Origin of the sequence: Turicibacter faecis, from assembly GCF_037076425.1 — a bacterium.
In the GTDB taxonomy this organism is placed as follows: Bacteria; Bacillota_I; Bacilli_A; order MOL361; family Turicibacteraceae; genus Turicibacter; species Turicibacter faecis.
Map to the genome: position 1 here is coordinate 1452620 of NZ_AP028127.1, position 21396 is coordinate 1474015.

Annotated in this window: 22 protein-coding genes, 4 tRNA genes and 1 riboswitch; of the genes, 6 read left to right on the plus strand and 20 right to left on the minus strand. The window is 36.7% G+C overall.

Translation table 11 applies throughout. The annotated features are described in order from the left end of the window. Positions 1 to 10: 10 nt before the first annotated feature. Positions 11 to 1189, minus strand: coding sequence for an efflux RND transporter periplasmic adaptor subunit (locus tag AACH31_RS06895; protein WP_338617275.1), 1179 nt, complete (start codon positions 1187 to 1189; stop codon positions 11 to 13). 172 nt (positions 1190 to 1361) lie between these two features. Here AACH31_RS06895 and AACH31_RS06900 point away from each other — a divergent pair, with 172 nt between their 5' ends. From AACH31_RS06900 to AACH31_RS06910, 3 genes are all read left to right on the plus strand, one after another. Then, complete coding sequence (locus AACH31_RS06900) at positions 1362 to 2240, plus strand: AAA family ATPase (RefSeq protein WP_338617276.1); 879 nt, start codon at positions 1362 to 1364, stop codon at positions 2238 to 2240. A gap of 1 nt (position 2241) precedes the next feature. Continuing rightward, positions 2242 to 2979 carry a hypothetical protein gene (locus tag AACH31_RS06905; protein WP_161832685.1) on the plus strand — a complete coding sequence of 246 codons (738 nt, stop codon included), beginning with the start codon at positions 2242 to 2244 and terminating at the stop codon, positions 2977 to 2979. 117 nt (positions 2980 to 3096) lie between these two features. Continuing rightward, positions 3097 to 3582, plus strand: coding sequence for a hypothetical protein (locus AACH31_RS06910; RefSeq protein WP_338617277.1), 486 nt, complete (start codon positions 3097 to 3099; stop codon positions 3580 to 3582). A gap of 33 nt (positions 3583 to 3615) precedes the next feature. Here AACH31_RS06910 and AACH31_RS06915 read toward each other — a convergent pair whose 3' ends face one another. From AACH31_RS06915 to AACH31_RS06935, 5 genes are all read right to left on the minus strand, one after another. After that, entirely contained in the window at positions 3616 to 5010 is a 1395-nt protein-coding gene (locus AACH31_RS06915) for a cation:dicarboxylate symporter family transporter (RefSeq protein ID WP_338617279.1), read from the minus strand. Positions 5011 to 5115: 105 nt separating this feature from the next. Then, positions 5116 to 5841 (minus strand): hypothetical protein, encoded by a 726-nt coding sequence (locus tag AACH31_RS06920; RefSeq protein WP_161832688.1) that lies wholly within the window; start codon positions 5839 to 5841, stop codon positions 5116 to 5118. A gap of 118 nt (positions 5842 to 5959) precedes the next feature. Beyond that, on the minus strand, positions 5960 to 7342 hold the full coding sequence (locus AACH31_RS06925; protein WP_161832689.1) for an alanine/glycine:cation symporter family protein: 1383 nt from the start codon (positions 7340 to 7342) through the stop codon (positions 5960 to 5962). A 159-nt stretch (positions 7343 to 7501) separates the two neighbouring features. After that, positions 7502 to 7592: riboswitch (glycine riboswitch) on the minus strand. 190 nt (positions 7593 to 7782) lie between these two features. Beyond that, entirely contained in the window at positions 7783 to 8103 is a 321-nt protein-coding gene (locus AACH31_RS06930; protein ID WP_338617282.1) for a LiaF transmembrane domain-containing protein, read from the minus strand. Positions 8104 to 8153: 50 nt separating this feature from the next. Continuing rightward, positions 8154 to 8696: a hypothetical protein gene (locus AACH31_RS06935; protein WP_338617284.1), complete on the minus strand. Its 543-nt coding sequence runs from the start codon at positions 8694 to 8696 to the stop codon at positions 8154 to 8156. A 384-nt stretch (positions 8697 to 9080) separates the two neighbouring features. Between AACH31_RS06935 and AACH31_RS06940 the strand changes: the two genes are divergently transcribed. Beyond that, complete coding sequence (locus AACH31_RS06940; RefSeq protein ID WP_262953700.1) at positions 9081 to 9269, plus strand: hypothetical protein; 189 nt, start codon at positions 9081 to 9083, stop codon at positions 9267 to 9269. Between the two features lie 37 nt (positions 9270 to 9306). Here the strand turns inward: AACH31_RS06940 and AACH31_RS06945 are convergent, their stop codons facing one another. Further along, positions 9307 to 9636, minus strand: coding sequence for a cupin domain-containing protein (locus AACH31_RS06945; RefSeq protein ID WP_161832693.1), 330 nt, complete (start codon positions 9634 to 9636; stop codon positions 9307 to 9309). Positions 9637 to 9780: 144 nt separating this feature from the next. On the opposite strand from AACH31_RS06945, the gene AACH31_RS06950 reads away from it, so the two are divergent. Beyond that, positions 9781 to 10467, plus strand: coding sequence for an MgtC/SapB family protein (locus AACH31_RS06950; RefSeq protein ID WP_338617285.1), 687 nt, complete (start codon positions 9781 to 9783; stop codon positions 10465 to 10467). 165 nt (positions 10468 to 10632) lie between these two features. Here the strand turns inward: AACH31_RS06950 and AACH31_RS06955 are convergent, their stop codons facing one another. The 11 genes from AACH31_RS06955 to AACH31_RS07005 form a co-directional block, all read right to left on the minus strand. Continuing rightward, positions 10633 to 11436 carry a TPM domain-containing protein gene (locus tag AACH31_RS06955; protein WP_338617287.1) on the minus strand — a complete coding sequence of 268 codons (804 nt, stop codon included), beginning with the start codon at positions 11434 to 11436 and terminating at the stop codon, positions 10633 to 10635. 57 nt (positions 11437 to 11493) lie between these two features. Continuing rightward, on the minus strand, positions 11494 to 12057 hold the full coding sequence (locus AACH31_RS06960; RefSeq protein ID WP_161832696.1) for a LemA family protein: 564 nt from the start codon (positions 12055 to 12057) through the stop codon (positions 11494 to 11496). 266 nt (positions 12058 to 12323) lie between these two features. Next, positions 12324 to 13115 carry a TMEM164 family acyltransferase gene (locus AACH31_RS06965; RefSeq protein ID WP_161832935.1) on the minus strand — a complete coding sequence of 264 codons (792 nt, stop codon included), beginning with the start codon at positions 13113 to 13115 and terminating at the stop codon, positions 12324 to 12326. 747 nt (positions 13116 to 13862) lie between these two features. Beyond that, on the minus strand, positions 13863 to 14138 hold the full coding sequence (locus AACH31_RS06970) for a hypothetical protein (RefSeq protein WP_161832936.1): 276 nt from the start codon (positions 14136 to 14138) through the stop codon (positions 13863 to 13865). A 179-nt stretch (positions 14139 to 14317) separates the two neighbouring features. Continuing rightward, positions 14318 to 14647 (minus strand): transposase, encoded by a 330-nt coding sequence (locus AACH31_RS06975; RefSeq protein ID WP_338617288.1) that lies wholly within the window; start codon positions 14645 to 14647, stop codon positions 14318 to 14320. Then, positions 14644 to 15507, minus strand: a complete 864-nt coding sequence (locus tag AACH31_RS06980) for a transposase (RefSeq protein WP_338617289.1) — start codon at positions 15505 to 15507, stop codon at positions 14644 to 14646. Before AACH31_RS06980 ends, AACH31_RS06975 begins: the two co-directional genes overlap by 4 nt. Before the next feature lie 194 nt (positions 15508 to 15701). Beyond that, positions 15702 to 15774: transfer RNA gene (locus tag AACH31_RS06985), tRNA-Asn, on the minus strand. A gap of 19 nt (positions 15775 to 15793) precedes the next feature. Then, a tRNA-Cys gene (locus AACH31_RS06990) sits at positions 15794 to 15867 on the minus strand. Between the two features lie 19 nt (positions 15868 to 15886). Beyond that, positions 15887 to 15960 (minus strand) — tRNA-Cys (locus tag AACH31_RS06995). Between the two features lie 18 nt (positions 15961 to 15978). Further along, a tRNA-Cys gene (locus AACH31_RS07000) sits at positions 15979 to 16052 on the minus strand. Positions 16053 to 16204: 152 nt separating this feature from the next. After that, a complete protein-coding gene (locus AACH31_RS07005; RefSeq protein ID WP_338617290.1) occupies positions 16205 to 18871 on the minus strand; it encodes an SIR2 family protein in 2667 nt (888 codons plus the stop codon). A 177-nt stretch (positions 18872 to 19048) separates the two neighbouring features. Here AACH31_RS07005 and AACH31_RS07010 point away from each other — a divergent pair, with 177 nt between their 5' ends. Next, complete coding sequence (locus AACH31_RS07010; RefSeq protein WP_338507278.1) at positions 19049 to 19315, plus strand: hypothetical protein; 267 nt, start codon at positions 19049 to 19051, stop codon at positions 19313 to 19315. Positions 19316 to 19357: 42 nt separating this feature from the next. Here AACH31_RS07010 and AACH31_RS07015 read toward each other — a convergent pair whose 3' ends face one another. Both AACH31_RS07015 and AACH31_RS07020 read right to left on the minus strand, forming a co-directional pair. Further along, positions 19358 to 20014, minus strand: a complete 657-nt coding sequence (locus tag AACH31_RS07015; protein WP_262953649.1) for a hypothetical protein — start codon at positions 20012 to 20014, stop codon at positions 19358 to 19360. 639 nt (positions 20015 to 20653) lie between these two features. Then, positions 20654 to 21331 carry a hypothetical protein gene (locus tag AACH31_RS07020; RefSeq protein ID WP_338507275.1) on the minus strand — a complete coding sequence of 226 codons (678 nt, stop codon included), beginning with the start codon at positions 21329 to 21331 and terminating at the stop codon, positions 20654 to 20656. Positions 21332 to 21396 lie beyond the last annotated feature (65 nt).

Genomic DNA, 21396 nt, shown 5'->3' on the forward strand with positions numbered 1-21396 from the left:
TTTTTACCCCCTATTCCTCAACCTCGGTTAATGAGCCATTTTGCATTTTCTCGCATGCAATCCCTTCTTTAACTTGCTCGTCGGGAAAGGCAATATAATCATCCCCTGTTAATCCATCTAAAATTTCATATCGTTGTTGTTGCTCATCATAAGCTCCTAATTGCACTTCGCGTTTTTCTAATTTATGATCATTTTCTACGTATACGTAGCTTTTATCATCTTCATTCATCAAATAGTAGTCATAAAGCCATATCCCCTCGGATGACTGATCCTGCCCCTCATCTAATTCCACGTAGACGTGTTGGCCTAAAATTAAATTTTCTGTCGATTCTAATTCAACATAAAAAGGATAATTGGTTGCCACCTCTGAATTTCCGCCCATATTTAAATCATTCGGGGTGAGCATATTATTTAAATCAATCATGGTTATTTTTCCTTTCCATGTTTGTTCCTTATTTACCCGTGATCGAACGATGACAGGCTGTTCTACCTGTAATTGTGAAACACTTTGCTCACTAACTGTTCCCTTAATGCGATAGTTGGTCATCGATAACAAGGTCATGTAGCTTTCGCCATTTCCCTCTGAAGCAGTGGCATCGCCCCCAATTGATTTAACAACACCTGTAACTGTACTTTTAACCACCGAATTTTCAACAGATGATTTTAATTGTTCGACTTCAACCTGTTTACTTTTCCTATCATACTCCGCCTGCTTTAGTTCATTCTGTGTCGTTAAAATTTGTGCTTTATGTTCAAGGCTTAATTCGTTTGCTCCTACTGAGGCATTATTGAGTAAACCTACCTGCTCATTTAAATCTGTTATAGATGCACTTAGCCGTTCTAACTCTAATTCAGCATGACTTAACTGTAGCTCGAGTTCCCCCGTCTCATAAGAAAATAGTGGTGTCCCCTCTTCAACTAAATCGCCAACCTTTACGTAAACGTCTTTAATGACACGGTCCATATTTCGTTTTACCTCTGTTGTCTCTTGTGGTTCAACAATCCCGCTGTATCTTTGAAAAAGTCCAGATCCACTCCCTAATTGATGAATAGATGAGACGGATTCAACATACACGATCCCCTCTTCATTATTTTTTAGAGACTTTCTTGCAAAAAAAGTACATGGAATTAAAATACCTAACACGCAAAGTACACAAAGCAAGACTATCTTTTTCTTATTCTTCCTCATTTTTACAATACCTCCTATTTTTTTCTAAATTATATCACTATTTGAGTTTAAGAGGCAACCTAAATTCATCATTATTCCCTTTAATTGAAAGACGATGACCTAGTCTTCACTCACCATGGCCGTAATTTCATCATATGATATAGTAAATTCCCCTAAAATGGAGGCGGTCTTAGTGAAGATTAAATCATTACGCGTTAGTACCCCCAATGGCTTGTGCGTCAACGTCACGACCCCCGTTCCCCTGACGCTACTCGTCGGTCTATCTGGTTCAGGAAAAAGTCAAATTTTGTTTTACATTTATAGCCTGTTTCAGCTCTTAGCAGGACACTCCATAAAAGGTCTAGCAAACGGAGAATACGAAATGTGTTTTATCCTCAATCAAAAAGAGTACCGTTACCTCGTCTACATCAATGATAATTACCCCATCATTCAACACTTATGGAACTCTGCCGACTCCTCATCCCCAACATTTGAAGAATTAATTCCCCTTTTAATGCCTGTAAAATGGTTAACCTCTATTCCGCAATTTCGTCAAACCAACACCATCACCAAATCGTATCTCCTTGCAACGAAACAGCAAACTTCTGAAATTCTCTCTATTTTTCAAAGTATTTTCGACTCCGTTGAAGACATAAAGTTACTCCATCGCCCGAAAAATACTCTCGAACTCTTCTTTAAAGAAAAAGGAGGTAGCTACCTTGAAATCCACAAGATGTCTGATGGAATGCTTAAAACATTATATTATTTAACAGAATTTGTGTTAAGCGAACCGGGTACCCTCCTACTGGTCGATGAATTTGAAAACGGACTTGGATTAAACTGTATGGGTCCATTACTCGAAGAGATGATGGGACGTGATGACCTTCAGCTCATTTTAAGTAGTCACCACCCTTACGTCATTAATAATGTCCACAGTCACTTTTGGCGTATTATCACACGCCAACAAGACACGATTGAGGCGCATACCGCTGAAGAGCTTGGAATCGGGCAAACAGAATATGACAGTTTTTTTGAACTCATTAATGTCCTTTCGTTTGAAGGAGGCGTCTAACATGAAACTCTATATTCTTGTCGAAGACGGAAAATCAGGACATAAAATCATTGATCACTGGATACCCCTACTACTGCCGACCCTAACACGTGCAAAATCTATTGCAGAAATTCAAAATAATCAATACGTTCTCTATAGTGGAATGGGTTATCCTCGTCTCCTTGGAACCGATCGTTCCTCTCCCGAAAAAAACATTCTAGGGCAAACGATTGATACTATCAATCTCTATCAAACTATCGACTACCTTTTAATATTTCTAGATGGGGACGATGATGGCGTCAGTCTTCGTCATCAAATCGTTCAACAAAAAATTGAAAGTTATCACCGCCCTCTCAGTTGCCCTTATGTAATCTTTGTCCAAAATAAATGTCTTGAAACTTGGTTACTCGGTAATCGGGACCTTTTCCCCACAACCCCTCTTCCTAACTTTCTCCCCTTTCTAGCCCACTACAATGTTAGCATCGATGATCCTGAACAAATGGAAAAGGACCCAAATTTCGCCTTCGCCTCTACGTCAGCTCTCTATCATGAACGCTATTTAAGAGCAATGATGCAAAACTTAGGTTACCGCTATAGTAAATCACGCCCCTGTCCTATCATGTATACAGAAAGTTTTATTAACGGTCTTAAAAAACGCATAGCTGAAACGCAACACCTTCAAAGCTTAAATATTTTTTTCATTTTTATGGATCAATTAAAGGAAAACCCACCTCATGCACCTACTCTCCCCCCACCTTAAATTAAGCTTTCTATCTTTTCATCCCCTTTTTAAAAAAACTTCACCCATGCATCTTATCTCAATGATACAAAATATAGTAAAATACAAGGGAATACTACAAAGATTAGGAGAAATAAAATGAAACCAGAATGGAAAATTCAATTAAATCATACGGTGTATGGTTGCTACCAACAACAACTTATCCTTGAGAATGAACAATTCACTCGTCTAGCTACTCCCCAAGAAAATATAACATTCCTTCATGACCTCATGTCGATTGAATTAGATGACTTAAAAGAAGCTTATCTAATTGAACGAATTGACTTATTTAGGGAACACTTAAAAGCCTTAAATTTTTCGATTGAATTTTTTCATTGCTGGAATGAAGAAACGGCCAATAGCTACACAGAGTATACAAAAATTGCCCACTCTCAAGAAAATGAAATTGTAGTTTGTTATAAACAGGTCACTTTACCTCACGTAACAAAGGAAGGAAAAATAATAGATAAAATTGGTGATCTTCAGTGCATTGACAAAACAAAGTACGAAGTTGCCAAAGATTCAAAAATAGGGTCAATCAAACTACAACTACTTGATATGGGGATATCAGAAATCAAGGCATAAAAAAAGAGCGTTTCAGTAAGAAACGCTCTTTTTTTAGTCCATTTGAACGGTTTTTCGACCGTAGTAAACCTCTTCATCAATCTGATTAAATGCTTTTCCAACTAAAACAGCTGTTGTTAATGTTCCGTTCACATTTAACATTGTACGTCCCATATCGAGAATTGGATCAATCGCAATTACACCAGCAATCAAAGGAAAATACTCCCCTAATCCCATTCCCGATAAGACAACAGATATTGCCATCGTCGCCGAACCTGGTAATCCTGCAATTCCAAATGAAGCTAACGCGATAACAATAATTAACATCATAATAAATGTTAAGTCAATCGGAGTTCCCGTCATATTAGCAACCATCACTGCTACTAATGCTGGATAAATTCCAGCACACCCATTCATTCCTGCATTAGACCCTAAGCTTCCAACGAACGTTGCAGTCCCATTATCTAATCCGACATTCTCGGTTAACTTTTCAATACTCACTGGTAGAGTTCCTAATGACGATCGAGATGTAAAGGCTAAAACTAATGCATCAATTACATTATGTACATAACGAATTGGATTTAACCCTTTACACGCAATTAAAATGAAATGGACTACCATCATGAGCGCGACTCCAACATAGGTAGCCAAAATAAACCCAATAGCATCATTAATTGCAGAGATTCCGCGTCCCGCAATTGTATTGGCCAATAGAGCAATAACCGCATACGGCATCCATTTAATAATAGTCATGGCAACGCTTAATATGATTTTATAAAAGGCTTCAACTAAGTCAATAAATGGTTTAACAATCGTTTCATATTTTTTCATCTGACGCTTAGTCGCTAATCCTAAAAATGTCGCAAAAATAACAACTGCTACAATATTCCCCTCAGCCATTGCCGATACTGGATTAGATGGAATCAAGCCTTGTAAGGTATCAACAAGCGGTTGTACTTCTCGAATAGCGGCATCACCTGTCACTAACTCATATCCAACACCCAGTTTAAATACATTTCCAACAATCAATCCAATAATCGCAGCAACAATCGTTGTCGAAACAAGGGTTAATAACGTATACATCGTTAACTTCCCTAAATTTTCTCCCTGCTTCATATTTAAAATCACTCGAATGATAGAAACAAAAATTAGTGGAACAACTAACATTTTTAATAAATTCATAAATCCATTTGCAATTAAACCATACCATTTATTAATTTCCGCAATAAACGGCACTTCCAATGGATTCGTTGGATATGCCCCAACGATTTGAATTAAGATTCCTAAAATAAGCCCCAATCCAGTAGCTGACAGCATACGTGTTGAAAACTTTACCTTTTTCTTCTCCATGTGTTTCATGACACCAAATAAGATAACGAGTACCCCAATAAAAATAATCGTCCTTATATCCGTTAAATATAAGAAATCTTTAAAAAATGCGCTTTGCATAAACGATGAAATCCTCCTCATTCTATCAAATACTAATATTTTACTTAAAATAATAGTTTTTTACAAGTATTTTACGTGTTTTCTCCCCACAGTCAATTTTTCAACCTAATCTTGTCTTAAAAAAGAAATAAAATCATTAGGATGCATATTATCAATGTATTGTGCGATTAAAAATTCGTCCCGGATTGATGAATGAGAATTAACATACTCTTCATAAATAAGCCTAATCTGATTTTCTACCTCATCCGACTGAACCTCATAAAAGTCTTGATAGCCATTTGAAGTAAACAAATTCGTTCCAATGAACATTTTATTATCGATGAGATACAAGCTTGGCAATAAATCTAAAAAACCATCTTTCATCACCTTGAAATCACAATGTTTCTTTATATTCGAAACCTTAATAAGTGCCCGATGATTTAATAAAATATACATCCAAAAGCACAGCAAAATAACCCCTGTAAATAAAGTGACTTTTAAGAAAAAAGAATGCATGGGTTGAAGAAATAATAAAGAGAACGCAATGATCATGATGAGACAAATAAATTTTTGATATTTAAACTTTAATTCCCTTTTTACATCTATCTCTATCTGTAAAGATTCAAATAAAACATCATGGAAGAAACTTGTAAATTGTTCTGGAGCAAGCATTAACGCCTTTTTAGATAAAATGATTTGAGTATTTTTCAATAGATTGATATCCAGTGTGGAGTAAACATGAGGGTCAATTTTTTCAACATAAATGGTGACATTCTCCTTGGCCTGTCTTAAATGTTCATAAAGTTCGGCTACTGAGCACGAACGCAATGAGTCGTATTTTTTTAAATCCATTTAATGACATCCTTTCCTATTTCTTTTCTCCTATTATGGGTCAAATCTGTCATTTTATATCAAACTAATTACTTTTTTTATTTCATCAGCACAAAAAAAGTAGTGATCCACTCACTACTTATAATTCTATTGATTCCAAGTTATTGTTAGGCTGTTTAATGTGATTCAAGTATAATTGTGTTTCTGAAACAACAACCCCACTTAAGGCAATAATCGCTACTAAATTAGGAAGCGCCATGAGACCATTAACAATATCGGCAATTAACCAAACGGCCTCTAACTGTAAAAAGGCGCCACTTCCAATCATCACAACAAAAATAATACGATAAGGCGTTATACTTTTGACACCGAATAAAAACTGACAACAACGTTCCCCGTAATAGTTCCACCCTAAAATGGTTGTAAAAGCAAATAAACTTAAACAAATCATTAATAGAATAGAACCTAATGGGACTCCCCAAATAGTTGGTAAAACAGTATTAAATGCCCTCTCCGTTAAAGAACTTGCAACTACCCCCTCCATCTGCCAAACACCGGTAACCATCAATGTTAAACCTGTTAATGTACAAATAATCAAACTGTCAATAAACGTCCCGGTCATCGAGATAAGGCCCTGTTCTGCCGCCCACTCCGTTTTTGCTGCAGCAGCTGCAATAGGTGCACTTCCAAGTCCTGACTCATTTGAAAAGACACCTCGCGCCACACCATTACGAATTGCCATCGCCACAGTTGCCCCCGCAAAACCACCTGTTGCAGCTGTCATATTAAAAGCCCCTTTAAAAATCATTTCAAACGCAGGTATAATAGACTGATAATTAATAATCAAAATAAACACACAAATGATCAAATAGCTTGTTGCCATAACCGGGACCACTTTTTCTGCTACCTTAGAAATGGACTTAATCCCACCGAATGTAACAATTAAAACAATACCCGCTAAAATAAGACCCACAATCTCTGCTTTAATATGGAGGGTACTTTCAATACTAGATGTAATCGCGTTTACCTGGGTAAACGTTCCGATTCCAAGTAAAGCTACTAAAATTCCACTAAAAGCAAAAAACACCGCTAATGGTTTATATTTTTTACCCATTCCATTCGTAATATAATACATAGGTCCACCCGCAACCTCTTGATTTTCATCTAATTGGCGGTACTTAATAGCTAGAACACCTTCGGCATACTTCGTTGCCATCCCAAAAAATGCTGCTAACCACATCCAAAATAATGAACCGGGTCCACCTGCAGCCAATGCTGTCGCAACTCCTATAATGTTCCCTGTTCCTACAGTAGCTGCTAATGCTGTGCATAAAGCACTAAACGAGGAAATGTCCCCCTCTCCAGAGTTTTCAGATTTAAAAATTAACGTTAAAGCATGTGGTAATTTAATCAACTGAATGAGTTTCAGTCGAATGGTCAACAGTATTCCGGTTCCAACTAATAATACGAGTAATGGTGGTCCCCAAATAAAACTATCTAACTGGTCTAAAAAATTAATCATCTTATCGTCTCCTTTTTCACACCCGGCGGGTTGCCTAAAGAGGGATGTTTTTTTTAAAGCTCTCACGTCTCCTAACCACAAAAAAAGAGTCATCAATAAGATGACCCTGGAGTGGCGTAGGATAAAATTGAGCACGCTTTAAAAAACGTCTCAAAAATCGATCCGATCCCTGTCCTTTTGCCTGAGAGATTGAGCAGTTTGCCTTGCCCCTTCGGCGCCTAAATCAATAGGTCTCTCCAGAGTTCCGTCCACTTTACAGTCCACACTTACAACTAAGTACCTGAGAGTATGACTCCTTCGGTGTTCCACTAAGGGAAGCTCTTCTATAAAGTTTCAACCGGTGTTTATTAATATATACCTATTGTACCCCCCTCGCTATAAAAACGCAAGGTTACATTTAAATATTTTCTCATTTTAAAAAATCCATGAAAAAAGAGAGGTTACTCCCCTCCCCCTTCGTTAGAACGGATAAAAATTAAAGTAGCGCCAACGATAATTAATAAGACCGGGACAACAAGTTCCGCAGATAATAAATTCCAACTAGATAATAACAGGAGTCCTCCTACGGATAACCCTATAACATTCAAACGCTTCACCCCTTCTTCTAGGATGTTGCATAATGAAGGGACAATAATAAACAATGTCCACCACCCGCAAAAGAAAAATTCAAAATTCCAAAGATGTAAGGAGTCACCCAAAAATCCGATTCCTACAGCAATGAGTAGGCACCCCCAAAACATATCGATGCGACTTAATTTCATAAGCATCACGCTCCCTAAGGAAACATATGCTTTGCCTTACATCACTATACCTAATTGAGATAATCAGTCAGTACTTTTTTCACCCATTGATCATCGATATCAAGCTTCCAACCTAAATAAGAACGTACAAAAGGAATTTCTACGCTCAACCGTTTAGTCGGACGATCCTTATCTTTTGTTTGGGTTAAAATCATTGCCAACTGCCGTGTCATCGTTCCCTGAACCCGATCATTCACAAGATCATCAATAACGCGTCGCCAATCAGATAACGTATTTTTCAAAATATCATTGCGCTCATCGATGATTAATTGGGGAATATCAATCACTTCAAACTCTGCCTCTACCCAAGCCTCATTTTCTACAAAATGAGTTTGATCTACCGTGTATTCTAACGTGTTCAAGACTTCTTGCGCAATCACCCTCTGATCCTCATCTAAATCTAATTTATTAGAATCTAAAATAGCCGTATATTCCGTCTCCTTCAAATAATAAAGTCCCCCTCTAACTAACCATTGGGGTAATTGAAAATAGACAACGATTCCCACGAGTAAAATAATTACCATGCTACATAAAATGACTAATCTTTTTTTCATTCCTCACACTCCTTTAATACCTTTAACAATAGGACTCTTTATTCATTTTAAAAAACATCCTCCATTAAAACAACGCTTCTTCCCTCAAAAGGTAAAAATCTTTCCATTTTTCTTCTAAAATTCTTTCCCTAAAACGACATTCTTTAAAAATAAGACATTTTCTTAATTTATCAGACATATCATTTAATAGACAGATCAGATATGACACACAATCCCTTTAACAATTTACCTCACACAAAACATACAACAGATCCATCTATTTCTATCTAATAGACACATCTCATTCTATCAACCATCACGAGAGGACCCATAATCTATCGCCTAGCAATTAGATAGCCGAATTTTGATAGATTATCATTTCCTCATGATAAAGGAGGTCTATAAATGATTAAAATTTTTTCAAGTACAGCAGGTGAAGAAATTTTGGTATCAACAATTAATAAATGGTTAGAAGAACATCCTAATGTTTACATTCAATCTTTTAATTACCATACTTACTATAAAACTTCATTTGCAAGTGAAGATGAATTAGTTTATAGCTTTGTTATTAATTACATGACTATAAATAATTAAAAAGGGGGACCTACACTGTAGGTCCCCTTTTCACCCTTTAACTTAATGGTGCTGAGAGTATCACAAGAATCTGCGCAGGGGTTAGTGCAACCAACTCATGCACCACACGGGCGTCAAATGATAACATCGTTTTTTCAGTTAATTCAAATACACCATCGTCGGCTAATGGAATATTCTCCATTTCAAATGACATTTTCACGCTTCCTTTTAATACAATAACGGTTGCATAACCATTATGACGATGCTTTGATAAGCCTTCTCCTGTCTCAAAATTAAATTGTACACACTTATATTTGTCATTCGTTGTTAATAATTCTTTTCTTGATGATAATTGGCCTAAATCAATAAATTGTACTTTACTTTCCATTTTCAAATGACCTCCATCATGCTCAATTAACCAAAAATCTCTTCTTTAGAATGGCCTTCCCCTTAATAAATATTCTTATTTTTTTTCTTTTTAGGCCTGATGAAGCATACAATTTTAAGAGGACTTTAACGGGGAGGAACACTTATGGATTATCAATTATTTACCGACACAATACTTAGGACACTACTTTCAATGTTTATCGGAGGACTCATCGGATGGGAACGTGAAAACACCCATCGTCCTGCAGGGTTGAGAACACATATGCTCGTATCCGTCGGTGCTTGCGTCGTCATGCAATTAGGCGCCTATAATTCCACGCATATCGCTGCCCAGTTTAACATCGATCCGTCACGGCTTGGAGCACAGGTGATATCTGGAATTGGTTTTTTAGGTGCTGGGACAATCATTAAAGAAGGGACAACAATTAAGGGATTAACGACTGCAGCTAGCCTTTGGGTTGTTGCCTGCTTAGGGTTAACCATCGGAGCCGGAGCATATATTCTCGCCATCGTCGGATCCCTTTCCGTTTTAATCACGTTAACCGTCTTCGAACATGCCTCATCATTTATTCCCTTTGGAAAATACCGACGCTTCTCTATCCATATTAAATGCAAAGAATTAACCGAAACTCTTCAGTTTTTAAATGAAATCTCCCTTAAATATCACGCTAAAATACTTGATCTTGAACTTATCTCCGTGATGGGGGATATTCGTGAAATATCTTTTCATCTTTCCACTAAACGATTAAACAAATCACTCGACTCAACAACCCTATTTTCTGACATGAATCAAGATGAAAAAATCATCTCTATTAAACTAACCGAATATTAAAAAGGAGCTTAAACCTAGTTTAAGCTCCTTTTTAAAGCCATCTAACCTACTCACTATCAAACGAATACCGTTAGAAATAAATTTCCTACAATTAACAAAGAGAGTGCTCACCTTACGCACCTTATAAAAGTTTCTTCCATCATACTGCCACTTTAATGTCATCAACTAAAACTTTCTTGAGGCACCCCCGCCACCCGATCGGCCGCCTCCTCCCCGTGAGGATGAAGAATCAGATGTTGAAGAAGAGGAGACATTAGAAAAAATACTTAATATCACAAATAACGTATCTATAGCATCCAGTCCAAGGATTCGGCAGATAAAGAGATAGATAACAAACGTCACCACAAAGCCCACCATCATAAAAACGGGATGAATTGAGGCCCCCTCATCAATCGATGTAAGATGCCCCTCAAAAGTATCTTCATATCCATACTCCTCTTGAACGGCGAGGACCAATTGATTAAAAATATTAGTGATTGCTTCCGAATAGTCCCCTAATGATAGATCATTCATGGAGGCATCAATGATTCGCCCAACTTTTCCATCAGGCAAAATCCCTTCTAATCCATAACCTACTTCCACGCGTATCTCTCTATCTTTTACTGCTAATAAAACGAGCACGCCATTATCATATTGCCTATTTCCGAGTTTCATCATCTCAAACTGATTCACAGCATAACTTTCGATGTCTTTCCCCTCTAAACTATTAAGGGTTACAACCGCTAATTGTGGTTGCTCCTTCGTTTTTTCAAATGCACGATTAATCGTTAAAATATGTTCCTTTGCCTGTTCACTCAATACGTGCGCCTGATCCGTTACATAAAAATTTTCGGATGGTTGAATAGCGGCTTGTCCTTTAAGTGGCCAAAAAGCAGCACAACTGCTTATAAAGCACACGAGAACGAAAAAGCGAATGAACCTTTTGAAATTCCGACATACTACTACATGTTTATTATTTATAATTTGCATTCATAACATCCCCTTAACTACCCGAAAAAAGGTTGCTCTCCATGCAACCCTTCCTTCTTAAAACTCTACATTTGGAGCCTGTTCCGCACCAGATTGTGCCTCAAAATAATCTCGTTTTTCTACACCCATTAAACGTGCAACGACACTTGTTGGGAACTTACGAATTTTTGAGTTAAACATTTTAACCGATTCATTGTAACGATTACGCTCTACACTAATTCGATTTTCCGTTCCTGCTAATTCATCCATTAATGTTTGGAATTGAGCATCAGCCTTTAAGGCCGGATAGTTTTCAGTAATCATCAATAACCTTGAAAGTGCACCTTCTAATTCATTAGATGCTTCAACCTTATCGTTGATTGTCTTTGCACCAGCTAGTTTTGCACGAGAATCTGCGATTGATGTAAAAACTTCTTTCTCATGCTCCATATAACCTTTTGTTGCATTAACTAAATTGGGAATTAAATCAAATCGACGTTGTAATTGAGTTTCTACCGCAGCAAACTGTCCATCTACATTTTCCTCAGCAGAGACAATCCCGTTATAACTTGAAATAAAAAAACCTGCTATAACCACAATGATAAATAAAATACCCATTATAATTGGTGCTGATTTTTTCATCCAAACATCCCCTTTATTTTCAATTTTATATGATTATTATAACATAAATGAAAGTTTATTAAACATCTATTGCCTTTTTTATTAAATCTTTCCCTAAGGAAGGAGAACGCGAAACCAAATGAACCTAACCTAATCCTCAGCCATAATTTTTAACTTAAAAAATCTAATCTCTCCAGTATCAAATCAAAAGGGTCCTTTTTTATCGCTTTTCTTCTCGAGTGATCAATGACAAATAATCTTGCGCGCCTATTACTTTCACAGGGATTTCATTTAGAGGTTGTCTCCTCTTGTCGTTTAGTGACCACCCTATGTGTGAAAAAGAACTTTATCCCCATCATAAATAGGGCAGGTGCTAACAAATAACTCGTAATTGCCAATAGGGTATATAAAGACGGTTGATACCGGTAAATGTCCTGAACAAACGCAATTGGAATCCGTAATGGTTTCTGGATAATCATCAAATTAGCTTCATAATATTTATTTAAAATAAGGCAAATCATCGTTGCCCCCAAAAAATAGGCACTAAAGTAACCGTAGCTTTTCAAACAAATTAACTCTGGCACATAGCGAAGGTATAAAACATTTAAGTAAATCATGAGAACATGAAATATTAAACTATGAAGACTTAAAAAATGCCAGATGGGATAATTCATCAAAGACGTTGTGGGCATCAATAAAAAACTAACACCCCCAACAATCCCCCCTATTATAATAAACGACTCCCCTAACCTTTTAATAACCCCTTTCCCGTAGCCACTCATAAAAGACGCATAAATAAATAATGAACAAAAGGAAAGAGGAAGCCATGAATCGATTTCAGTATATCCATAATAAAACTTGTACCCTATTTTAACTAATTCTAACAAAGTAACAACCCAAGCAATCACGCGTGTAACTCTTATTAAATGATTTTCAGATAAATAGCGAAAGGACACGCGTAATCCGATGACCAACGCGAAAACACAGATAAATAAGGCTACTAAATGAGGAAGAGTAAACATCCCCGCCGCATCATACTCATGTAAAGGAGCAAAAATAGGAACTTGCATAAACTCCATAAAAACCCGCCTCCTTCTAATTTCAAACCATAACCTCAAAGCTAAAAAAAGTTACCCCTTAAAACTATTCGACCCATAGATTAAGACATAAATTCTTTGTGTTGTTAATGTGCATCCCCCTCCCATTTCCTAATAATTATCCGTATCAGCAGGAGGAAAGAGCATCTATCAAAAATAATATAACAAAACTCGACAAAATACTACTTATTTTAATCCCTAATCATCACGAGTAGGGATTAAAAATGAAAATAAAGTTTGAGTAGGTTGTTCAGGTGAGATGGGATTAAGAATAAATAAAAATATAGATTCCTAAAAGAATTCTCATACCATCTACTTCAATCCTCTACACTACATATAATATGTGTGCTTACCTAATTAATCTACTAAAAAGGAGAATTTTGTCGCTTAAACTTTAAATTCATACTATTCTTTACCTCTCTGAAAAATAGAAGATCTATATGGTTTATTTTTTAATACCTATCCCCTTTTCCTGACCCAATGAGAGCTCGAAAGAAATGCCTACACAAAGGGGACCTAATCCTGGCATTTGACAACTATTCGACTCTCGCCCGTCATCCTCCGTTGAAAAAAGATATTTTTAAAACCGTCTGACTTGAAATCGACAACCCCTTCCTTAAGAATCGTCATTATTAAAAAAAAAGAAGCGAATCAAAGCATACATACTAGAATCCACTTCTTTTATAGATCTTATCAAACTTCACGCCATAAGATTAAATCTAATCACCTTTAACTATTTGGACGAGCATCATATTGAGTACGCATCGTCAATATTAATTGATGATGCATCGGCGATTCAACTAAAGGCATCGCTTTACATGCTACTTTTCGAACATCCCCCTGTTCTTTGTGATGACAACAAGTCGATTTTAAATAACTTAAAAACTCCATATGAGATTTATTCTGACACAGCTGCTGATTTTTTCTAAACGTCAGCTTATTATCTCCCTCCGTTTGGTAAAAAACATCGTCATTTTCTAAAATCCCCTTTAGTTTATGAGCCATTCTATCTCTCCCCCTTTGTCCTACTAATAGCATACGCGAATCCCCTCTAAAATATACGAATCTCGCGGTGAAAATACACTAAATTTTGGTAATAACACTCCGTTATCTCTCATTTTTCTATAAACTATTAATGTGCAATTTTTAAGAAAAATTTTCCAAGGAATGAAAATACACTTACCCTATGCAATTTTCAACTCTTCAAAAATGGTTTTTAATTCCACACCTTTTTGAGCTTTATGATAAATTAATTTCACTAATTCTTGTTTTTGCTTTCGTTGACACTGGCGTAAACTGTCACCCAAACAACGATTATTTAACGTTATTCGTTTTAAATAAAGGTAAACGAATTGAATCATTAACATCAATCGTTTAATCCCTTGTAAAGTTCGAATTTGATAGTTCCCCATTCCGAAATTTTGCTTCACTTCTCGGAAGAAAATTTCAATAGGCCAACGTTTAGTATAGTGTTTAAGTAGTTGTTTGGCAGACATTTTCAAATCATGACTCATAAAACAACGTAAAGCTTTTTCTTCCAAAGGAGCCGTTTGGCGCAACTTAAAATGATTTGGACGACATGTCCCCCTCTTATTCGTCCCTTATATAGATACGTATAATAACGCTCAGATCCGACGGTCACTAAGTCGAGATCATGAAGGGATAATGTTTTCGCAAATTGTTTCAGTTGAATTCCGTTGGGACGGTAACCTTTAGGAAGAATGATTCGATTCGTTTTAATCGCTCCTAAATAATGAAACCCGACTTGCTTAGCCGTTTGAAGGAGAGCTTCACACGTATACCAACTATCCGCTAAGACATAGCCTTTATAGGGAGGTTTGGGTAATTCCATCAGAGCTCTTCGAACGAGTTCGATTTTACTCTGTTTCTCTTTTTCATAGGGAATGATTTGATAAGGAAGAATTAAATCCTCACATTGAAGCATCAAGGCGACAAATTGATGACCATAAACGTGTTGATGATGAAGATGAGAAAAGTGCCAGCTACATCCTTGAATAGGATGTGTTGCCCGTGACGAAGGTTTAGTTTTAACACAAGTCGTATCATCAACCATCACGTAAATAGGTTGTTGAGTTTGATAAGAACGCTGATAGATACAGGATAAAACATAGGTTTGAATCTGGTGACTGATCGCCTCCTCATCCCAAGGACTATCCGTTAAAAATCGTCCAAAACTTGTCCGATGACAGTGTTTAACGGCAGAGATTTTCCCCTGATAATTTTCCTGAATCATCAAGTTTAGAAACTGGTTAACATGATTAAACTGAGGTTTAGATAAGAATAAATCTAAATCAAGTTGTTTTAAAAATTTGAAAATTGAATTTGAATCTGATATAATACTATCCATGAACATTAACTTAATTCCCCCTCGTTAATTGGTTGTAGGAGACTTAATTATACAGGGATTTAAGTTAATGTTTTTTCTTTTTTTACTGGTATTTTATAGCTGGAAATTAATTGGAAGTAGTTTTGCACATTAATAGTATAAAAAAAGAATCCGTAAAAATTTCTTTCTACGGATTCCTTTTTACTCTAACGTCAAGAAAATGGAGGCATCAATCGGAGTCGAACCGATGCATTGGAAATAATATTCCCTGCCTTACCTCTTGGCTATGACGCCTATTTCTATTTTCTTTTAATGGAGGCGCCAATCGGAGTCGAACCGATGCTCAGGGAGTTGCAGTCCCACGCCTTACCTCTTGGCTATGGCGCCTGTTTCTATTTTCTTTTAATGGAGGCGCCAATCGGAGTCGAACCGATGCTCAGGGAGTTGCAGTCCCACGCCTTACCTCTTGGCTATGGCGCCTTTTCTATTTTCTTTTAATGGAGGCGCCAATCGGAGTCGAACCGATGCTCGGGGAGTTGCAGTCCCATGCCTTACCTCTTGGCTATGGCGCCTTTTCTTCATACTTCATTATATGCATTCAATCAAGAAAATGAACCATTTGTCCTATAAAATAGAAATATTTTTAGGCCTCATTAATTGAATGTCCACTCTCCCCTGTACAATAAAAACAACATAAAAAATGGAAACAGTCCCTGTTTCCATTTTAGTGATGAAGGTGTTCATAAACATCAAAGAAAAGTTTAATCCAATGCGAGGGTGCCTTCCCATCCCTAATGTTTTGAATTAACCGTCCAGTTATGTCTTTCCTATAAGGGCTCTGTGCCAATTGCCGGTGAATAGCAACAGGGAGTTCAAATAACCATTCATCTTCAATCATTAATAAGGCTCCTTCGTGGTAATGAATTAAAAAATGAGCCTTCTTATCTTGTTCCATTAACTCCTCGAATCCGTCCTCTCTTAAATACTGACATAAAATCCACTGCGCTACCGTTATTAAATCTTTTGGAGCACGTTGTAAATGATGATAAATACCGTTAGCAAACGGTTGGTAATCCATCTCAATTTGAGCCTCGATTGCCTGTTGAATCGATCTAAAATTAAAGCAAGACTGCCACCTTCTCTCTAATTCCAATACGATCTGCTCACGTACATCCGATAAGGTGATATTAAATAACATAATGAGCTCATCATCCGTTAATTGATTGAGATACATCCTTACAAGTGAAGATAACTCACCATTTGGCCCCGTTAAAAAGGAGGCTAACTTCACATATTCCACGTCCAAAAATTCATGAAGGACATGTCTCCCTACAAAGTGCCGTATTAACTGTTGCACAATCATCCCCTCAATCACCGGACACAGTTGAGTTCGTGACATTAAAAATTCAAGGCACTCCCCAATCGTAGTAGAAACCATCACTTGACTAAATAAAAAACGAACCATTCGAATCAGTTGTTCATCACCCATAGATAGTAACCCATACACCTCTAAAAGTGTTTGCCGCATTCTACCAATCCCCTGCTCGACCTCTTTTGAAAGTGCCTGATTCGTTAATAAAGAAAAAACGTGTTGACCATACCCAATTAATTCATCCACATGCTTTGTCTGTAAACGCGTGATTCCCATTCGAGCAATCAAACTTTGAAGCTCTTTACGGCTCATATAATGAATCATTAAATACAAGGTAAACGAATCAAGTTCTTGAGCACCTTGCATCAAACGCATCTCTATATATTTTTTATATAAGTAAGTCACCTCCTGACAATGATTAATGACCAACTTATTTTCATCAATAAATTCAAATAATTCTTGAATTTTAAATTGCACCTGCTCTAATTGAGAAGATCCCTTGGTCAAATCATCCGCTAAAACGAGCACCTCACTTAAATACTGATTTATAAAAGAAAAATTACTCAAATCAGCTAAAAAAACATACTTTCTCTTAAAACTAGCCGGCAAATGATAGTAGAGTAATTCCAAATTCAGCTGAGAAATCTCATCAGCCACCCCTAGACCCTCCTCCGGCGCTAAGCGCGAAACAATTAATTTCCCCACGAAATACCGATTAAACTGAGCTAAAAAATAAAGTAAATACTGTCGGCTCTTAAACGCCTCAACAGCTGTCTTCTTATATAAATCGTAAGCGTAAGACCAATTACCATGCCTAAACTGATAGTAAGCTCGATCATAGTGCTGCCAACTCCCCCCCTCGTTAACACAACATTCCGACAATATACTCGTATATGGTGGCATTAAATAATTTTTTTTATTGTTACTGAGCTCATACACCTCTCCATCCCTAGAAGACACGCGGCAAATTCCTGCTTTTTTTAATAACTCAAAAGTTTCAGCTTTGAGCTGACTTGTTTCTAACAACGTTAACTCTCCTAATTCTGAAACTTCGTCCTCAATCAATAATCTTAAATCCTTTAATCGTGCCCGTTTCAGCTCAATCAGTGGACGCAATTGATAAGCTAATTTTTCCTCCTTTAACACATGTTGATACATATTTTCTAAATTTAACGAAGAGAGTGCCTGAAAAAATGAGCGATAACGTTCTAGATACGGATACTTCTGTGCCTCTTTTAGAAGATAATTCACATCAATCACATGAATACCTTGAGATTTATAATAATCAAAACTATTATGATCAAGCATCTGTTCTAAATAAAGGAGATAAACGGGTTGAAAACTACTTCCTTGTAATTCCTTCACCCAATTTAAAATCAATTTCATATTACGGTCATTTAATGAATATCCAACAAAGAGCGTCGTATTCGATGCAATAATTGATTTGACCATCGTTTCAATGAGACGAAACTGGCGGCTATAAGACAGATAGTCGTTTTCTTTTAAAACAACATTCTGATGCCGAACATCTCCATGCATCTTAATTAAAAATTTCTTTGTTCTCGTCTGGGAAACTTCCTCATCCTTTGCAATCACATCATAAAATAAGCCTCTAGCATAAATAGCCTGTTCTAGTAAATCATCATAATTAGTAGTGATTAAATGGACCGGATTTAGTTTTAAAATCTCATCATGAATCAAATTACTTTGTAAATCCAAATCAAAAATATCCCGTAATAAATCATAATATTCTTTATGCCCGCGCAAATTATAATATTTTTGTGGAATTCGTAAATATTCATTTTGCGAGTATTTCTCTTTTTGTTCAGAAAAGGGACCGGCAAATTGGTCAATAACCTCCTTCCACGAAGGAAAATGAGAGAGCATCGACACCCCCGCCCCAACAACAACCACTAACTTGTTATCTTCTGACGCCCTTTTAATAATCCTTAAACTCTCTTGAATAAATGGTTCCATTTGTACCCCCATCCCTGTGTGTCTTCTAATCAATGCCTGCATGACGCTCATCCCAATATGTTTAACGATTCAATCGATGCCTAATCACTCACGGTTTATCTCTCCTATTTTATGAGGGATCTCCTCCTAGCATACCGTTCGTTCATCACAAACTAAATTCTTTCAATTATATTCTTTTAAAAATAGGTTAAACTAACAGTAACTATAGGAGGGATTCTTGTGAGCCTAAAAGAAACATATGATGATTTATTTTTCAAATCTTCGGAAGTCCAAAAGAATTTAGATACATTAAAACAACGAATGGAAGAACTCGATACACAAATTCAAGTGATTGAACGTAACCCTAATTTTTTAGAAACAGACGTTGAACCATTGTACGAGTTACTTTGGAAGGCGAGAATAGATTATAAAAAACAACAAACTGAATTTCATACTTTAACGCTCCAACTCCAACAGCTCAACCATATTCTTGAGGATCTCCACTAGTCCTCTCTCTTCACCATAAAAAAAGCATCCTATGATGCTTTTTTATTTCAAGTAAATCGGATGGTAAGAAGCAATATAACCACTGTCACCATTAGGTTCAAAAACGACGGTAGCTGCTCCTACCTTGTGGCAATCAACAGTCATGGACCACCCTTTATCTAAAATCAGTTGATCTCCTAACATCCTATCCTCTAATTCATATAAATCTAAATCAATCGTATAAGTCCCATCCTCATTTTGCTGACACTGATAAACCTCAGGATAAATCGCATCTTTATGAACAGGAATTTCTGGACGTGCAACATAATCCCCTAAATCAATATAGATATTATCAATGACAAGGTCTTCATTAAAATAATGATCAATTAATGACTTCATCATCTTTTTATCGAAAGCCACATACACCTCTTCATTTTTAAACATCTGTTCAACCATTGCTGGATACTCAAGTTCAAGCATATAAGAGGAAAAGTTCAAAAGTTGAAGCGTGTGTTCCTCATCCGCTTCATAATCTAAAAAGTGTGTCACCGTTAATGCGCTAAAATACTCATTTAACTCACCCACCTGTACATCAGAAAGAGGAATAACCCATTCCTCTTCGGTTTCAACAGATACTGCCTTACTGTTTCCAAAGCTCAATAAAATAACTACACATAACATCGCCAATGAAAACCAAACCATACCTAACACCTGTTTCATTAAAAATTCGCTCCTTTAATCTGTTCTCATAAAGATGATTTTGTTTATAAATGCGGATTCAACACGCTCTCAAACCCTTTGAGTTAGAGTGAGTTAAAATCATCTTCATCCATCGAGCAGATTTTTAAATTTACCTTGCTAGATAAAACCTTATGCCTGTGCAGATAAATTTTTACGATTCTTAAAACATGGATGGCGACACCGGCAACTTTCTTACCATTACCCCACCATCAGAAGGAAGCACTGGTTAAAATATAAAGACCCTTTCTAGTTGATAGATTTGATGATTAAACCTGTTGCAACGCAACCCTCTCTTCCATCATGCGACAAATTAATGATTGATATCTATTATAGTTTATTCCACAAGCCTAAAAAAGTTGACAATGTAAAAGGCTATAACTGGGATCTGTTATAGCCTTTCGTAGTGATGTGATTAATTATTTAGACATTCCCATTCACATATATATGTCCTTTAATCCCTAGATAGACCTTTAGAAGAAATAAAAGTTAAAAGTTGACCGATTTATTCACCCCTTCAATGGTTACACACCATCGATTAATAAACCCACGCCCGCATCGCCTACGATGCCCATTCCAAACAGGACCCTAGCTTCGGAAGCCCCCCTCTGTTTCTACGTTTTAGTGCATAAAAAAATGTCCAGTAGGTGATAAAGTTATCACATACTGAACATCTGCATGAAATGGCCTTGAGACCTCTAATTCAAATTTTCCATACGTTGATTCCATAGTCGTCAAGGTTGCATTTTGTGGACTCGGTGTTGAATGCACCTTAAAGGATTTAATAATGGCCTCTGTTACCTCAAGCGTGTTTGTAAAATTTCCTGTAAACGATACGGTAATCTGCAATAATCGTTGATGTGAAATCAAGAACGCACGCGTCATAACCCCCAACTGCTTTACCGACTCCCGAATAACAAGTGCTGGATGACCATCAATCACCGTCTCCTCTAACTCATCAATTCCCACCTGGTTTAATTCACGTTTTACCAACTGTTTTAAAAATTTTCGTTGATCCGATTTCGTATGAAAAGAGGCCAAATCTAATCGTCGATTACGAATCGTTACCACCAATGGAGCAAGCATATAATCCTGACATTGGCTTCCCTCATAAGCAATAAAATCATACCCGTCACGATAATGGTCCACTTTTAGATGATTAGGCACTAAAAGACTATAATTAGATGCCCCATACTCTTCTAATTGATGATAGACATACTCGCGACAAGCGTATTTTCCTAACAACTCTTCTAAATTTAACCCCTGAAGCGTTGTGCAGAATTGATGATTTAATCTCATGAATCCATTTCCCCTTTTATCAAAGATATTCGATTGTAGTCGTCTTTTTTACTACATTGTCATTG

Excerpts from the sequence above, each read along its gene's own strand:
- AACH31_RS06945 (WP_161832693.1), bottom strand. The coding sequence starts at position 9,636 with ATGGAAAGTAAAGTACAATTTATTGATTTAGGCCAATTATCATCAAGA.
- AACH31_RS06935 (WP_338617284.1), bottom strand. The coding sequence starts at position 8,696 with ATGAAAAAAAGATTAGTCATTTTATGTAGCATGGTAATTATTTTACTC.
- AACH31_RS06940 (WP_262953700.1), top strand. The coding sequence starts at position 9,081 with ATGATTAAAATTTTTTCAAGTACAGCAGGTGAAGAAATTTTGGTATCA.
- AACH31_RS06980 (WP_338617289.1), bottom strand. The coding sequence starts at position 15,507 with ATGTTCATGGATAGTATTATATCAGATTCAAATTCAATTTTCAAATTT.
- AACH31_RS06910 (WP_338617277.1), top strand. The coding sequence starts at position 3,097 with ATGAAACCAGAATGGAAAATTCAATTAAATCATACGGTGTATGGTTGC.
- AACH31_RS06975 (WP_338617288.1), bottom strand. The coding sequence starts at position 14,647 with ATGAGTCATGATTTGAAAATGTCTGCCAAACAACTACTTAAACACTAT.
- AACH31_RS06930 (WP_338617282.1), bottom strand. The coding sequence starts at position 8,103 with ATGAAATTAAGTCGCATCGATATGTTTTGGGGGTGCCTACTCATTGCT.
- AACH31_RS07005 (WP_338617290.1), bottom strand. The coding sequence starts at position 18,871 with ATGCAGGCATTGATTAGAAGACACACAGGGATGGGGGTACAAATGGAA.
- AACH31_RS06965 (WP_161832935.1), bottom strand. The coding sequence starts at position 13,115 with ATGGAGTTTATGCAAGTTCCTATTTTTGCTCCTTTACATGAGTATGAT.
- AACH31_RS07020 (WP_338507275.1), bottom strand. The coding sequence starts at position 21,331 with ATGAGATTAAATCATCAATTCTGCACAACGCTTCAGGGGTTAAATTTA.
- AACH31_RS07015 (WP_262953649.1), bottom strand. The coding sequence starts at position 20,014 with ATGAAACAGGTGTTAGGTATGGTTTGGTTTTCATTGGCGATGTTATGT.
- AACH31_RS06915 (WP_338617279.1), bottom strand. The coding sequence starts at position 5,010 with ATGCAAAGCGCATTTTTTAAAGATTTCTTATATTTAACGGATATAAGG.
- AACH31_RS06895 (WP_338617275.1), bottom strand. The coding sequence starts at position 1,189 with ATGAGGAAGAATAAGAAAAAGATAGTCTTGCTTTGTGTACTTTGCGTG.
- AACH31_RS06960 (WP_161832696.1), bottom strand. The coding sequence starts at position 12,057 with ATGAAAAAATCAGCACCAATTATAATGGGTATTTTATTTATCATTGTG.
- AACH31_RS06920 (WP_161832688.1), bottom strand. The coding sequence starts at position 5,841 with ATGGATTTAAAAAAATACGACTCATTGCGTTCGTGCTCAGTAGCCGAA.
- AACH31_RS06905 (WP_161832685.1), top strand. The coding sequence starts at position 2,242 with ATGAAACTCTATATTCTTGTCGAAGACGGAAAATCAGGACATAAAATC.
- AACH31_RS06925 (WP_161832689.1), bottom strand. The coding sequence starts at position 7,342 with ATGATTAATTTTTTAGACCAGTTAGATAGTTTTATTTGGGGACCACCA.
- AACH31_RS06955 (WP_338617287.1), bottom strand. The coding sequence starts at position 11,436 with ATGCAAATTATAAATAATAAACATGTAGTAGTATGTCGGAATTTCAAA.
- AACH31_RS06950 (WP_338617285.1), top strand. The coding sequence starts at position 9,781 with ATGGATTATCAATTATTTACCGACACAATACTTAGGACACTACTTTCA.
- AACH31_RS06970 (WP_161832936.1), bottom strand. The coding sequence starts at position 14,138 with ATGGCTCATAAACTAAAGGGGATTTTAGAAAATGACGATGTTTTTTAC.